General features: G+C 35.8%; 23 protein-coding genes and 1 pseudogene. 19 read left to right on the forward strand and 5 right to left on the reverse strand.

The features are described 5' to 3' along the window. Positions 1 to 17: 17 nt before the first annotated feature. From PZE06_RS16270 to PZE06_RS16290, 5 genes are all read right to left on the reverse strand, one after another. Positions 18 to 704, reverse strand: a complete 687-nt coding sequence (locus PZE06_RS16270) for a hypothetical protein (protein WP_150948564.1) — start codon at positions 702 to 704, stop codon at positions 18 to 20. Continuing rightward, positions 697 to 1,347, reverse strand: coding sequence for a transposase (locus tag PZE06_RS16275; protein WP_150948567.1), 651 nt, complete (start codon positions 1,345 to 1,347; stop codon positions 697 to 699). Before PZE06_RS16275 ends, PZE06_RS16270 begins: the two co-directional genes overlap by 8 nt. A gap of 62 nt (positions 1,348 to 1,409) precedes the next feature. Further along, positions 1,410 to 1,997, reverse strand: coding sequence for an ImmA/IrrE family metallo-endopeptidase (locus PZE06_RS16280; RefSeq protein ID WP_150948570.1), 588 nt, complete (start codon positions 1,995 to 1,997; stop codon positions 1,410 to 1,412). Positions 1,998 to 2,045: 48 nt separating this feature from the next. Then, complete coding sequence (locus PZE06_RS16285) at positions 2,046 to 2,807, reverse strand: hypothetical protein (RefSeq protein WP_150948573.1); 762 nt, start codon at positions 2,805 to 2,807, stop codon at positions 2,046 to 2,048. Between the two features lie 62 nt (positions 2,808 to 2,869). Beyond that, a complete protein-coding gene (locus PZE06_RS16290; RefSeq protein WP_150948576.1) occupies positions 2,870 to 3,292 on the reverse strand; it encodes a helix-turn-helix domain-containing protein in 423 nt (140 codons plus the stop codon). Positions 3,293 to 3,463: 171 nt separating this feature from the next. Between PZE06_RS16290 and PZE06_RS16295 the strand changes: the two genes are divergently transcribed. The 19 genes and pseudogenes from PZE06_RS16295 (at position 3,464) to PZE06_RS16385 (ending at position 11,599) form a co-directional block, all read left to right on the forward strand. Further along, positions 3,464 to 3,688: a helix-turn-helix domain-containing protein gene (locus PZE06_RS16295; protein WP_150948579.1), complete on the forward strand. Its 225-nt coding sequence runs from the start codon at positions 3,464 to 3,466 to the stop codon at positions 3,686 to 3,688. Between the two features lie 18 nt (positions 3,689 to 3,706). Beyond that, a complete protein-coding gene (locus tag PZE06_RS16300) occupies positions 3,707 to 3,853 on the forward strand; it encodes a hypothetical protein (protein ID WP_191963253.1) in 147 nt (48 codons plus the stop codon). A 12-nt stretch (positions 3,854 to 3,865) separates the two neighbouring features. Beyond that, complete coding sequence (locus PZE06_RS16305) at positions 3,866 to 4,141, forward strand: group-specific protein (protein WP_150948582.1); 276 nt, start codon at positions 3,866 to 3,868, stop codon at positions 4,139 to 4,141. Positions 4,142 to 4,153: 12 nt separating this feature from the next. Continuing rightward, positions 4,154 to 4,825 carry a Rha family transcriptional regulator gene (locus PZE06_RS16310; RefSeq protein ID WP_150948584.1) on the forward strand — a complete coding sequence of 224 codons (672 nt, stop codon included), beginning with the start codon at positions 4,154 to 4,156 and terminating at the stop codon, positions 4,823 to 4,825. A 109-nt stretch (positions 4,826 to 4,934) separates the two neighbouring features. Continuing rightward, positions 4,935 to 5,210, forward strand: coding sequence for a helix-turn-helix domain-containing protein (locus tag PZE06_RS16315; protein WP_150948587.1), 276 nt, complete (start codon positions 4,935 to 4,937; stop codon positions 5,208 to 5,210). Between the two features lie 99 nt (positions 5,211 to 5,309). Beyond that, entirely contained in the window at positions 5,310 to 5,537 is a 228-nt protein-coding gene (locus PZE06_RS16320; protein WP_150948590.1) for a hypothetical protein, read from the forward strand. Between the two features lie 182 nt (positions 5,538 to 5,719). After that, on the forward strand, positions 5,720 to 5,923 hold the full coding sequence (locus PZE06_RS16325; RefSeq protein WP_150948593.1) for a YqaI family protein: 204 nt from the start codon (positions 5,720 to 5,722) through the stop codon (positions 5,921 to 5,923). A gap of 75 nt (positions 5,924 to 5,998) precedes the next feature. Beyond that, positions 5,999 to 6,943: a YqaJ viral recombinase family nuclease gene (locus PZE06_RS16330; RefSeq protein ID WP_150948596.1), complete on the forward strand. Its 945-nt coding sequence runs from the start codon at positions 5,999 to 6,001 to the stop codon at positions 6,941 to 6,943. Continuing rightward, positions 6,943 to 7,806, forward strand: coding sequence for a recombinase RecT (locus tag PZE06_RS16335; RefSeq protein ID WP_150948599.1), 864 nt, complete (start codon positions 6,943 to 6,945; stop codon positions 7,804 to 7,806). Before PZE06_RS16330 ends, PZE06_RS16335 begins: the two co-directional genes overlap by 1 nt. Before the next feature lie 160 nt (positions 7,807 to 7,966). Next, entirely contained in the window at positions 7,967 to 8,818 is an 852-nt protein-coding gene (locus PZE06_RS29870; protein ID WP_150948602.1) for a DnaD domain-containing protein, read from the forward strand. 12 nt (positions 8,819 to 8,830) lie between these two features. After that, complete coding sequence (locus tag PZE06_RS16345) at positions 8,831 to 9,022, forward strand: hypothetical protein (RefSeq protein ID WP_150948604.1); 192 nt, start codon at positions 8,831 to 8,833, stop codon at positions 9,020 to 9,022. 11 nt (positions 9,023 to 9,033) lie between these two features. After that, positions 9,034 to 9,294, forward strand: a complete 261-nt coding sequence (locus PZE06_RS16350) for a hypothetical protein (protein ID WP_137744891.1) — start codon at positions 9,034 to 9,036, stop codon at positions 9,292 to 9,294. 86 nt (positions 9,295 to 9,380) lie between these two features. Further along, positions 9,381 to 9,590 carry a PDDEXK-like family protein gene (locus tag PZE06_RS16355; protein WP_150948607.1) on the forward strand — a complete coding sequence of 70 codons (210 nt, stop codon included), beginning with the start codon at positions 9,381 to 9,383 and terminating at the stop codon, positions 9,588 to 9,590. Further along, entirely contained in the window at positions 9,591 to 10,235 is a 645-nt protein-coding gene (locus tag PZE06_RS16360; protein ID WP_150948610.1) for a dUTP diphosphatase, read from the forward strand. Then, positions 10,235 to 10,420: a DUF6011 domain-containing protein gene (locus PZE06_RS16365; RefSeq protein ID WP_150948613.1), complete on the forward strand. Its 186-nt coding sequence runs from the start codon at positions 10,235 to 10,237 to the stop codon at positions 10,418 to 10,420. The genes PZE06_RS16360 and PZE06_RS16365 overlap by 1 nt, the downstream gene beginning before the upstream one ends. Continuing rightward, positions 10,383 to 10,769 (forward strand): annotated as a pseudogene (locus PZE06_RS16370) (DUF1064 domain-containing protein); the annotation flags it as partial. The gene PZE06_RS16365 and the pseudogene PZE06_RS16370, both read left to right, overlap by 38 nt. Positions 10,770 to 10,773: 4 nt before the next feature. After that, positions 10,774 to 10,947 carry a hypothetical protein gene (locus PZE06_RS32110; protein WP_191963255.1) on the forward strand — a complete coding sequence of 58 codons (174 nt, stop codon included), beginning with the start codon at positions 10,774 to 10,776 and terminating at the stop codon, positions 10,945 to 10,947. Positions 10,948 to 11,217: 270 nt separating this feature from the next. Next, entirely contained in the window at positions 11,218 to 11,391 is a 174-nt protein-coding gene (locus PZE06_RS16380; protein WP_191963256.1) for a hypothetical protein, read from the forward strand. After that, positions 11,384 to 11,599, forward strand: a complete 216-nt coding sequence (locus tag PZE06_RS16385) for a hypothetical protein (protein ID WP_150948616.1) — start codon at positions 11,384 to 11,386, stop codon at positions 11,597 to 11,599. Before PZE06_RS16380 ends, PZE06_RS16385 begins: the two co-directional genes overlap by 8 nt. The last annotated feature ends 125 nt before the right edge of the window (positions 11,600 to 11,724 follow it).

Here is an 11,724-nt window from a genome sequence, read left to right on the forward strand (position 1 = left end):
ATTAACTTCGTTCTATCTTATAAGAATAGCCTGATTATTCCAACCGTTGCACTAATAGCTGCTATTCCAATTCCAATAGACCAAGTTATAATATTTGATTTCATATTATTAATTTTTGATTCGACAAAATCTTGTCGTGCAATATTATTATCATTTAGTGATTTAGTGACTAATACCGCAACTTCAGAAGTAGAAGGCTTATCTTTTAAACCATCTGCCACGATACTCATGATATCAGATTTGGTAGGTAGGGTATCTATTTTTCGTGTTAAAGTTTCAAAAGTCTTTTCAAATGATTTTGTTCTTTCATCTATACGTCCGACTGTTTCACGTACATCATTTAATCTCTCCTCAATTCTGGTTATTTGTTCCACAATTGATTCCTCCTCCTCTGAACTCGAAATTACGCTTTTGAATTCTGCAAGTTCACTAGAAATTTGCTCTAATTCTTTATTTATTTCTGAGGTCTCACTGATATACTTAGTAAAAAATTTTTTGAACCATTGATACTTTTCTTCGAAATTTTCTTCTCTATATAGATTGTTTGAATTAGTTATGAAAGTAGTTGCTAATTCTTGCTTAATGGGATCTTTCTTTTTAAGTACAAACATGTCAGGGTGAATATATTTTAAGTATTCATTACCTTTTTTTCTTTCAGATGCAATAATATGATCATTTGAAATCACGAGCTTAAGATTACTCATCTAGATCAGATCCAAATTCACTCATAATATCTTCGAAGTTACCGGAATTTTTCATCAACTCAAATAAATAGTATCCAATTTGGTTAATTTTTTCTGTTGATACATCAAAATCCTTTTTGCCTAATACGAAAGAGAGATGTCCCATCAATTTAATAATCATTTCGGCTAAATCATCAGGATCTGCATGAATGGAAAACTGTTTCATATCCCCTCTAAGTAAAGTTAAACGAGTGAATGGATTAACATTATTGCTGAGAAATTGGAAAGTACTAAATTTTAAAGGGTCTTCAAGACCTACAAATGCAGTCATAATTAGTAAACCATGACTACTTATTAACTTCTTTATTTCTATGTCGAACTTCGAATCTGGCTCTTTTTCATCTTTCGATAGACCATAGTGCAGAACATATAATATATATTCTGAAGCATCTGGTCCAATTAAATTTGGGAAAAATGATTCACGTAAATTAACAAGATAAAACGGATAATTCTCTGGTAATCTTAAAGGGGTAATTAGATTTTCGATTTCTTGAAAAATTCTAGGATTTTTCTTATAAATAGCCTGTAACTCTCTACGTCCAACAGCTAATTGTTCCGGATTAACTGATGTACCTTCCACCACTTTAATTGATTCATGTATCATTTGTTATCACCCTTATTATATACTTTTTTCTAATGTAGGTAATGAATGAAACCTTTTATTTTTTATCCATACCATTCTATACTCCCCAATCGCTCCTTTAAGGTTATAAAGCCATCCACTTTATGTTCAAATGTTAGTCTTAATCTATATTGTGCAAAATCTTCAGTAACAACGAAATGGTCAGCAATATCTGATATCAAAACAGGCTCATTAACTGCTGTAGCATAAATCCTTTTTAAAAACTTCGCGGGCATGAGTAAATAGGCTGCCATTCGTTTTGCTTGATTCTCCATTTTTAAAATATAATGCTTGTCCAAATTCAACTGATTTGCATAGTGCGAATAACAATGGCAAAACTCCTCAGCTAGTAACAACTTTTTTTCGACTGCATCTAAATCAGACCTTAAGAAGATCGTCCCTTTTCTCGCTTTTGGTTTAGGGACAGAAAAGGCCTTTAGATGTTTTATAGAATCATAGTTTAAATGCATGTCTATAAAGTCTAACTCTAAAGGCTTAATAGAAATACCATATCTCCAACAGATATCATACATATCAATTTCATCTGGATTTTTGTATTTAAAGTGAGAAAGAACTTTATTAGCTTGTTGTTCCCAGTGGTCTGATTTTATTTTGCTCTTCGTAAGTTGCATGCAACAACATCCCCATTTGAATTAGCGATTAATAAAAGTAGTAATTCATTATTGATTTAAGTTTCTGTATGATTCGATTTCTTTTTCTAGCAATAATAGGTGCGTGGAGGGGCTATCATAATATATCTCCTCTAATCTTTCATTTGTTTTTTTAAGTGTTTTCTTTTCATCTTCAGTTAGGCCACCCCACAATGCCTGAAGTTTATAATAATCTTCGGTTTCTGCTTCAAATAATGATTCTTGTGTAGAAAAACTGTCTGGATAAGCTTCCTCGAGCCTTTTCTTAGTTGACATTAACCTGGTAGGAATATCTTCAACATTCGATGACGATTCTGTTTCAGCGTTGTGGATAGTTTCTGCTATATTCGTGGTAGTTTCATAAATAGAGTTTGAAATTTTTGTCAAAGTAATATTTGGATCTATTTTTAAAAAATACTCATTTGCATTATTTACTTCATTCAAGAAATTCTCTTTAAAATGCTCACTATTTAAGTCTGAATTTAATAATGAAAAGTTAGTTATCATTAGAGAAATTTCGGAGGAAAGGAGGATATAATCTGTGTAGTTTGTACCTTTTTTTGCTTTTTTCAGAAATTCACTCTCTGCTCCGTACAAGGTCTCAAATGAATTACATTCAATTTCTTCGTCTAAGGTAAGCTCACGGTGTTCGTTATAAGCTGTAACAAGAATATTGTGTATGTTGATGGCGTCAGCAAAAAATTCTTCCAATTCCACCTCTGTTGGTGGTTTAACACTACAACCCGAAACCAAAAAAATAAAAAAAATAAACGATAAAATTGATTTATTCATTCACATTACTCCTTCAATTATTGTTATAAAAGGCGTAAATGTCTAAGTCGCTATATTCTGATTTATTCATCGATGCTACCAAATCCATTTCCAGATTCATCATCTTCATCAGTATCTAGAATTTTTTTGACTTTATAAAGTTTAATCAGTTCCTTGACTTTAGATTCTGGATTTGAAGTTAAATCATTGAATAAAATAGGATATTTTTTTAGCTCTTCAAATACCTTTTTTTCATCTTCACTTAAATCAATTTTTTTACCAGCAATAGAAATCTTCTTTGAATAAGTATCTGAAATTCCTAGTAATTGATCAGTAGTAACTTCAAGTGCCTTAGAAATTTTAATAATTTCACTATCAGAAAGAGGTCTACTTCCTTTTTCAATACGATTCATGACACTAACGTTAATATTTACTTTATCTGCTAAATCTTTTTGTTTCCATCCTTTTTTCTCTCGTAGTAATACGATTCTTTCTCCTATATTCATTCTTTCACCAACTTTCCATATTAGCAATATCATTTTACCATCTTTCTAATATAGAAAATTCAATTATTGCTAAAAAAGAAATTTTTTTATTATATTTTATTGACATTTCTAAAACGGCAATTTAATATAAGAATATGTAATTGCTGTTTTAGAAATTGAAGGAGGGATGATATGCAAACCTTAGATTTAGAATATATTAAAAATCGTAGGCAGTCTTTAGACATTTCGTTACAAGTAATGGCTGAATCACTTGGTTTTAAAAATGCCTCAACCTATCTCAAATATGAGAATGGTACTTATACATTTAAAGCAGACCAACTTCCAATACTCGCAAGTGTATTAAAATGTCAAATTAAAGATTTTTTTAACTTAAAAATTGCTAAAACAGCAATCTGAATAAGGGAGGACCACATCATGAACATCACAGAAAAAGTCTTCTGGGCAGAATTAAAACTTAAGGTATTATATGCTGCCATGATGATAAATGATGGCTACACCAACGAAGATGTGATCAATCAGCTAATGGAAATTCTAGACTTACTTGAAAATACCAAACCTTAGGAGGTGACAAACTTGCTTAATGTTCAGATAGACCATAAACAAATCGAACATCAATTCCATGAAGAATTACAAAAGCACCTTGATGAAATTGCTAACCGAACAGTTTTTTGGGATATGAAAGAACTTTGTCGTCAAACATGCATGAGTGAACCTTTTATTAAAGAGCAGTTCTTTTTTGACCCGCGATTTCCTAAATTTCGAGTAGGTAGGAAATGGCTGTTTCCAGCTAAGCAAACCGAAAAATTTTTGCTCCAGTGGTTGAGCGAGCAGACATCTTATTTTAGATAGGAGGATCACCTAATGAGCCAGCTTGTCTTTTTAGTAAACAATGAACCAGTAACCGACAGCCTAACAATTGCTGATGTTTTCCAAAAACGTCATGACTCTGTTATTCGTGACATCGAAAATCAAATCATCAAACTTTATGAAGCAGGGGAAGAAGAATTTTCACTCCACAACTTTGTGGAGTCAACCTACTCAAACGAAAGAGGTAGGAAGTATAGAAAGTTCAATCTCACAGAAGATGCTTTCACTCTCGTTGCCATGTCTTATGTGACTCCGGAAGCAATGAAGATGAAAGTAAAGTTTATTCAAGAATTTAAGAGAATGAGAGAGCAGCTTAACCAACCAAAAGTGCTAAGTGAGAGAGAACAATTGATCGCCTCAATGAAAATGACAATTGAAACATCAGAAAAAGTTGAGCAAATCGAGAACAAAGTAATTTCTCTAGAACAAAAGATTGATGAACAAATCACATTAACCAGCGGAGAACAACGCAGGCTCCAAAAAGGAATTGCTCAAAGAGTTTACGAGATTGAGAGTGACCAAGTATTACGCTCAAAGTTGTTCAGAGAATTACACCGAGAAATCAAGGATCGCTTCGGTGTTGCATCCTATAAGGACGTCAAGAGGAAGGAGCTACAATCAGCCCTTCGGTACATAGAAAATTGGGTGCCGAGAAAAACAGCATAATGAGGGCAGCACCGAGAAGCTGCCAGGCTTAAAATCGGTGCTAGTTCCTACATATATAAATTTTACGAAATATTTAAGAAAAGAATATTCCAATTTTGAATAAGGGGGGGTGAGTACATATATGAAATTCGGCGCGATATTGAAAGCGTGTCGAGAACGAGCGGGATACAGTCAAGAAGAATTAGCATTTAGGCTATCTATCAATCAATCAGATGTATCGAAAATAGAAAAAGATTATAGGGAACCCACTATTTCTTTGTTCCAAGCTTGGATTCAGAACACGCAGACTCCGGAAGTAATAGTTGCATTTTTATATGGCATGGATGGAATCAGTATGATTTCACAATTGATGCTACTAATAGGTGGATTCATTTTATGGATGTAAGGAGGAATAACAAGTTGGCTTTATATTTCGCATTTTTAGGAGTTTTCTTTTTCGGCATGATGCTAGGAGGATTTTTATCTGACGAAAGGGTGAAAGCAAATGAATTACGAAAAGCTCGAAAACATAATTGATGAAGCGAGGGAAAACAGAGTTAGTAATATATTCTATCCATATTTTCTTGGAGGACTAAAGTCAATTATTTTAAATGCTGAAATAGATGGAGAATCAACCATAAAGCATCATAAAATCATTGATTTAGCAAAAGATGCTCTTGAATATGCAAAAAAAGAAAAAGCAGCAAGCTCAGGAAAGCTCACTGCTCAATAGATAATTCAATAGCTAACTTTATTTTAACATATTCAAAATAAAGCGACAAGAACTTTTGTTCTCGTCGTTGAGGCTAGAAAAGGTTATATCCACCCACCAAATCCCATTCCCTTTTCTAGTCTAAACGATGCGAATAAAAGCATCACTGCACAATGACAAATTAATAGAAAGGAGGATTAACAATGGACCATCCAGCGATTGAAAAAGCCATGAAGACTGGTTATCCAAATATGGTCGCTCAACCTGAATATTTTGGGATTGATTATTTCGGAGAAGAAATTTTTGTTGGTGATGACATTGTAGAACTCGACGGAGAATTGATTTTAAGAGACAACCTTGAGCGGTACTTATCGGAGAAATTTGATGCAGAGTTTAAAACTGTATGAAAAAAGCTCCAGTAGGCGAACTGGAGCCTTAAGAAAACATTTATTTAAAGTCATTTTATCACTAGGAGGTCACATATGGCAATTACTAATGCAATTTCCACTAAAGATATGAGTCGCTTCGAATGGCTGCAGGAACGCACCAAAGGCATTGGCGGTAGTGATGCGGGGATTATTTTAGGACTTAATAAATACCGCACAGCCTTTGAATTATGGCTCGAAAAAACTGGACAAGTTGAGCCAGTAGAGGTTGATAACGAAGCGATTTACTGGGGTAACCAAATGGAAGATGTGGTTGCGAAAGAGTTTGAAAAGCGAACAGGCAAGAAAGTGCGTAGGACAAACTTCATGTATAGCCATCCAGAGCATCCATTCATCAAGGCTAATATAGACCGTTTGATTGTAGGAGAATCAGCATTACTAGAGTGCAAGACAGCGAGTGCCTACCTAGCTAAAGAGTGGGAAGGCGAAGAGGTTCCAGACACTTACCTTGTACAAGTTCAGCACTACCTTGGAGTGACTGGAAAAGAAAAAGCTTATATTGCGGTTCTTGTTGGTGGTAATCGTTTCATATGGAAAGAAATCGAACGGGATGAAGACTTAATCACCATGATTTTTGAAGCGGAAAAGAACTTCTGGGAGCGACATGTTCTTGGGGGTGAACCACCTGCATTAGATGGTTCTAGTGCAGCTGAAAAGTATTTGAAAGAAAAGTATGAACGCGCTGAGAAAGATAAAGAGATTGTATTACCAGGAGAGTACAAGGAGCTTCTTCTTCAATATGAAAAAGTGAAGAGCGATGAGAAGTTGATAAAGAGTGCTAAAACTGAAATCGAAAACAAAATCAAAGCGGAATTAAAGGATGCAGAATCAGGCATTGCCGATCGCTTTATTGTTACTTGGAAAAATCAATCTAGAAATAGTGTAGATTCAAAGGCTTTGAAAGAGAAGTTTCCAGATATTTATAACCAAGTTTTGAAGATATCTTCATTCCGCAAATTCGATGTTAAGGAGGCTAAATAATGGCTACAAATTCAGCTTTGAAAAATCAATTAGCAAATAAGCAAGATGCTACTAAGCAAGTAGCTGCATCACAGTTAGGTCTTAAGCATTTATTAAATACCCCAGCGATGCAAAAGAGATTTGAGCAGGTTTTAGACAAAAAAGCACCACAATTTACGGCTTCTATTCTTAACCTTTACAACGGTGACCCAAATCTACAAACAGCAGAACCGATGTCCATTGTTTCCAGTGCGATGGTTGCAGCAAGTCTTGATTTACCAGTAGACAAAAACCTAGGTTATGCATGGATAGTTCCTTTCTACGATAGTAAAAAGGGTCATAAAGCAGCTCAGTTCCAACTTGGATATAAAGGTTATATTCAATTAGCTCTAAGAACAGGGCAGTATAAGTCAATCAATGTGATCGAGGTTCGCGAAGGAGAGCTCAAAAAGTGGAACCGTCTGACTGAAGAAATCGAACTTGATTTGGATGCAGCAACCAGTGAAAAGGTTATTGGATATTGTGGTTACTTCAAACTCGTGAATGGGTTTGAAAAAACAGTCTACTGGACTCGAGACCAAGTGGAAGAGCATCGGATTAAGCATAACAAGATGAAGAATAAGAAGGACCTGAATAATGTCTGGAAATCAGATTATGATGCTATGGCGATGAAAACCGTTTTAAGAAACATGCTAGGCAAATGGGGGATCCTTTCTATCGAAATGCAAAAAGCATTTTCAGAAGACGAGAAAGAAAATGAAATTAAAGACATTACAGACGAAGCAAATGAGGTTGATGATCCAACAATCATTGATGTCGCTGTTGAAGAAGTAAACGAGCAAGATTCGGACGTTACTCAAGAAGAGATTGATTTTAGTGAATGATTTCGAAACAAACGTCCTTCTCCCTAACTGGATATGGGAGAAAGCGCAAGATAAAGAACATTTCAAAATGCTTGTACTAGATTATATGCAGCGATATCCAAATTATGACGTGAAGAAAGTGAAAGGTAAATATGCGATATGTGAAAGGAGGGATTAGTGCGTGAATTACATCAAAGAACTGAACGCGTTTTATGATTGGCTCGAACTAAATGAACTATCTCCATCAGCAATTAATTTATGGTATGCATTGATGCACATAAATAATAAGGCTGGATGGGTAGAAACATTTACGGTAGCAGAATCAGTATTGTGCGTGAAGACAGGATTAACCGATCGCACCCTCCGGAAAGTTAGGAATGAATTAAAACAAAAAGAAAGAATTGATTTTATTTCACGCAAAGGGGGGAGAGCCCCCATTTACAAAATAATATCGTTTTTTTCTACGGAAAATAATTCCGTAGTTCTCATACCTACGGAAATAAATTCTGTAGGTAGTGTCACAGGTAGTGTCACGGATAGTGTCATAGGTGATGTCACAGGTAGTTCCACATTAAATAAACTAAACGAAACTAAACGAAACGAAACAAATAAAGCTACTGCTACACGAGTGAATTATTTTGATGAATACATGATTTGTTTTAGTGGTCAACCAAGCGCCATCCAAATTCAAGAAATTAATAGTTTTATAGACCAAGATGGGCTATCCGATGAAGTAATATGCGCTGCATTCAAAAAGGCAGCAGAAGTAGGAGCGAAGTATCCCTATGCAAGAAGTATTTTGAACAGTTGGGCAAAGAAAGGGGTTCGTACCCTTGCTGATGTTGAAGCCGAACAAAATAAGTTTAAACAACAGAAAAATAGACAAAGAAAAGGCGCTATTCGAACAGAACAACTTCCAGGTTGGTTTGAAGAGAACGAAAATAAGCCCAATAATGTCACCCCTTTACATCCGGAAGAGACAGAAGCAAGACGAAAGGCGCTTGAGGAACGGCTTAAAAAATATAAAAACTGAGGATGTGGTTTTGTGGGAGTTTTACGTGAAAAAGTCATGATGAGCCAAGAGTCAAAAAAGCAAGGATTTATTCAAGAACTTCACACGCTAGGCATCACAGAATTTCAAGGTCAAAGCCTTGATGAGTTAGATTACTACACACTTCGGCATGCATTAACGGTAGCAAGAATCCGAATCGATTCGGATGAAAATAAGTGGTATTAGGAGCACTCTCCATGAGAAGTAATGTTGTGAAAAATGAACATTTATTTGCCAATCCGAGGAAGAAAAGAGTCGTGATATTGGAGGACCTTGATTTTATTTGGGACACTCCGGAACTCAATGAGCTAGCCAAGATGTGGGAACAAGGTGAGAGCATTTCCTCAATGGAGAAGCATTTCAAACGTGATCAGGATGAGGTTTTTCTAGGATTATTCCATCTTTCGAGAAGAAACAAGATTTCATTTAGAAAGGGGAGTATTTTTGGAACTAAATAAAGCGACATTAGCGCAACTGTATTACTTGGCGAGATTTACAGAGTTAAAGGCTGCTGCTCTAACCGAATTGCAAAGGAGGATATCTCTTGAAACCAATAACGATTACCAGACAAAGAAAGCATGAAGCTGAACAGGCAATATCAGATTTAGTTGCAAGGGGTTTTGAGGTTGTGTTCCCGTTAACAGAGTTTTCACGGGAAGGGAAGTTATTTGATAGGGATACCTATAACAGACAAGTTTTTGTAGAACATGCGCACAGTAGCTGTTGGAAAGCGCAATTGAGAAAGGTTGATTAGATGAATTTAACAAAACTGTTTGAGACACAAAGAAAATTTCGTGAACGAGTTAATTATCAAGGTTCGGATAGATTTGAAAAGTTAATTCTTGCTCTAATGGTGGAGCTGGGAGAATGTGCGAATGAATGGCGAGGGTTTAAGTTTTGGAGTAAGAATCAGGAGCCTAGGAAAGAAGTAATCTGCCATGCTTGTAATGGGGAATGCTGTTTTCATGGAGCAGGTGAAGCAATAACAATTGACGGTGTTGTCACAGCATTTTATGAACCTTGTGCGTATTGTGGAGGTACTGGTGTACAAGAGAGACCACTCCTTGAAGAATATGTAGACATTCTACATTTTCTCTTAGAAATTGGGTTGGAAATGAAAGAGATGTTTGCAATTGAACCGCTTATAAATCACCAAAACAAAGAAGAGTCACATAACATTACGGAGCAGTTCAATAACATTTTTGGAAGTGCGACAGCCTTACACATGTCGTATCACGATGATTTTTACGACAACGAAGATAGACGGGGCATATTCGAAGAATTGTTCGAGAGCTTTATAAACCTTGGTCAAATGCTCGGCTTTACTTGGGAAGAAATTGAACAAGCCTATTATGCTAAAAACAAAATCAATCATCACAGACAGGATGTGGGTTATTAATGAATTGTCCAGTATGTGGCCGTCCGTTAAAGAGTCCTAAGAGCATATCAAAGGGTATCGGTCCGGTATGTGAAAAGAAGCTTGAGAAGTTGAAAGATAATGCAGATGAAGACCAACTGAAAATGGAGTTAGATGCAAATGCAGAGAATGTCCTACAAGGAATACCAAAAGCCCAAGAAGCGTAATAAATACGGCAATCAGAAGACTGTCGTGGACGGGATAAAGTTTCATAGTCAGGCAGAGGCGATTTACTACAACCAGCTAAAATGGCTTAAGCAAAACAAGCAAATCAAGGATTTCAAACTACAGCCCAAGTACATACTTCAAGAGGGGTTTAAGAAGAACGGTAAAACGTTCCGACCCATCACTTACAAGGCTGATTTTGAGGTCATTAATTTAGATGGGACCACTCAGATAATTGACATCAAGGGAGCCTTGACTAAGGAGTTCCAGCTTAAACGCAAACTCTTTGAGTTAAAGTACCTAGAGACTATAACACTCTTAAAATACGAAAATGGGCAATTCGTGGAGGTTTGAAATGGCGCGGAGAGTCGTACAAATGAACGCAGTTAATTTTGACCAGGAGAAATTGCAAGTCCTTGTCGTTTACGAGGAAGGGAAATCGAAGGAGGAGATTCGAAAGGAAAATCCATATTGCAAAAAGCACGGTGTCCTATACAAAGCTTCTGGAGCTTATGAATTTAAGAATTAAAGGGGTTGGAAATCTTGTCAAATACAAAAACAGTACCTAACTGTCCAAAATGTAAAACGATCGGGACTGTTATAAATCACAAAAAAGCAATAGTAAAGCTTGAATGCCCGAAATGTAAGAGCATATGGCAGACATTATCTTGCACATGCAGCAAATGTGGCAAACCAAATGGATTTGCTACAGAAGGGGTATGTGGCCATTGTTATTCGGAGTTTTATAAGTCCAGTTAAATAGATTTGTATTATGTTTCATAGTTTGCGAGGTGAAACCATGAAGGAATACAAGAAATTACAAATCATAAAGCATGCATTACAGCATTACATCGAAAGACCAAATGCAAGCGAAAAGGATATCCTTCAAGAAACTCGTTTGCTCAACGAAGTCACATCTAAGGTTGAGGATATGCAAGATAGATATGGAATAAGGAGGAATGAACGTGCGTGAGATAAAGTTTCAATTCGGCGACATTATTGAAAATGGATGGGCAAGTGAAGATAACCCAATTCGAAAAGGGATATTTGTCAGACATAAAAAGAAACTAATCGAATTAACCGATGGACAAGGTAAGTTTTGGGAAGTGTACCATGACAAAGATAACAAAAATGTGAGAATCGGAAACATTTACGAAAATCCAGAGTTACTTGACTCTTGAATTATTAAGTTTACTAGGTTAGGAGGGGAACTATGAATATAAAATGCGAATTGCATCATGACCATTTTCAAAACTTTAAAAGATACAACATTCCTAGAGCTCAACTTGTCATAGCTGATATTCCT

The sequence above is a fragment of the Robertmurraya sp. DFI.2.37 genome (assembly GCF_029211245.1).
Lineage (GTDB): Bacteria > Bacillota > Bacilli > Bacillales > Cytobacillaceae > Robertmurraya > Robertmurraya methanolica_A.

Excerpts from the sequence above, each read along its gene's own strand:
- PZE06_RS16270 (WP_150948564.1), bottom strand. The coding sequence starts at position 704 with ATGAGTAATCTTAAGCTCGTGATTTCAAATGATCATATTATTGCATCT.
- PZE06_RS16280 (WP_150948570.1), bottom strand. The coding sequence starts at position 1,997 with ATGCAACTTACGAAGAGCAAAATAAAATCAGACCACTGGGAACAACAA.
- PZE06_RS32110 (WP_191963255.1), top strand. The coding sequence starts at position 10,774 with ATGGCGCGGAGAGTCGTACAAATGAACGCAGTTAATTTTGACCAGGAG.
- PZE06_RS16365 (WP_150948613.1), top strand. The coding sequence starts at position 10,235 with ATGAATTGTCCAGTATGTGGCCGTCCGTTAAAGAGTCCTAAGAGCATA.
- PZE06_RS16310 (WP_150948584.1), top strand. The coding sequence starts at position 4,154 with ATGAGCCAGCTTGTCTTTTTAGTAAACAATGAACCAGTAACCGACAGC.
- PZE06_RS16285 (WP_150948573.1), bottom strand. The coding sequence starts at position 2,807 with ATGAATAAATCAATTTTATCGTTTATTTTTTTTATTTTTTTGGTTTCG.
- PZE06_RS16275 (WP_150948567.1), bottom strand. The coding sequence starts at position 1,347 with ATGATACATGAATCAATTAAAGTGGTGGAAGGTACATCAGTTAATCCG.
- PZE06_RS16330 (WP_150948596.1), top strand. The coding sequence starts at position 5,999 with ATGGCAATTACTAATGCAATTTCCACTAAAGATATGAGTCGCTTCGAA.
- PZE06_RS16300 (WP_191963253.1), top strand. The coding sequence starts at position 3,707 with ATGAACATCACAGAAAAAGTCTTCTGGGCAGAATTAAAACTTAAGGTA.
- PZE06_RS16320 (WP_150948590.1), top strand. The coding sequence starts at position 5,310 with ATGAATTACGAAAAGCTCGAAAACATAATTGATGAAGCGAGGGAAAAC.
- PZE06_RS16380 (WP_191963256.1), top strand. The coding sequence starts at position 11,218 with ATGAAGGAATACAAGAAATTACAAATCATAAAGCATGCATTACAGCAT.
- PZE06_RS16360 (WP_150948610.1), top strand. The coding sequence starts at position 9,591 with ATGAATTTAACAAAACTGTTTGAGACACAAAGAAAATTTCGTGAACGA.
- PZE06_RS16295 (WP_150948579.1), top strand. The coding sequence starts at position 3,464 with ATGCAAACCTTAGATTTAGAATATATTAAAAATCGTAGGCAGTCTTTA.
- PZE06_RS16290 (WP_150948576.1), bottom strand. The coding sequence starts at position 3,292 with ATGAATATAGGAGAAAGAATCGTATTACTACGAGAGAAAAAAGGATGG.
- PZE06_RS16350 (WP_137744891.1), top strand. The coding sequence starts at position 9,034 with ATGAGAAGTAATGTTGTGAAAAATGAACATTTATTTGCCAATCCGAGG.
- PZE06_RS16335 (WP_150948599.1), top strand. The coding sequence starts at position 6,943 with ATGGCTACAAATTCAGCTTTGAAAAATCAATTAGCAAATAAGCAAGAT.
- PZE06_RS16325 (WP_150948593.1), top strand. The coding sequence starts at position 5,720 with ATGGACCATCCAGCGATTGAAAAAGCCATGAAGACTGGTTATCCAAAT.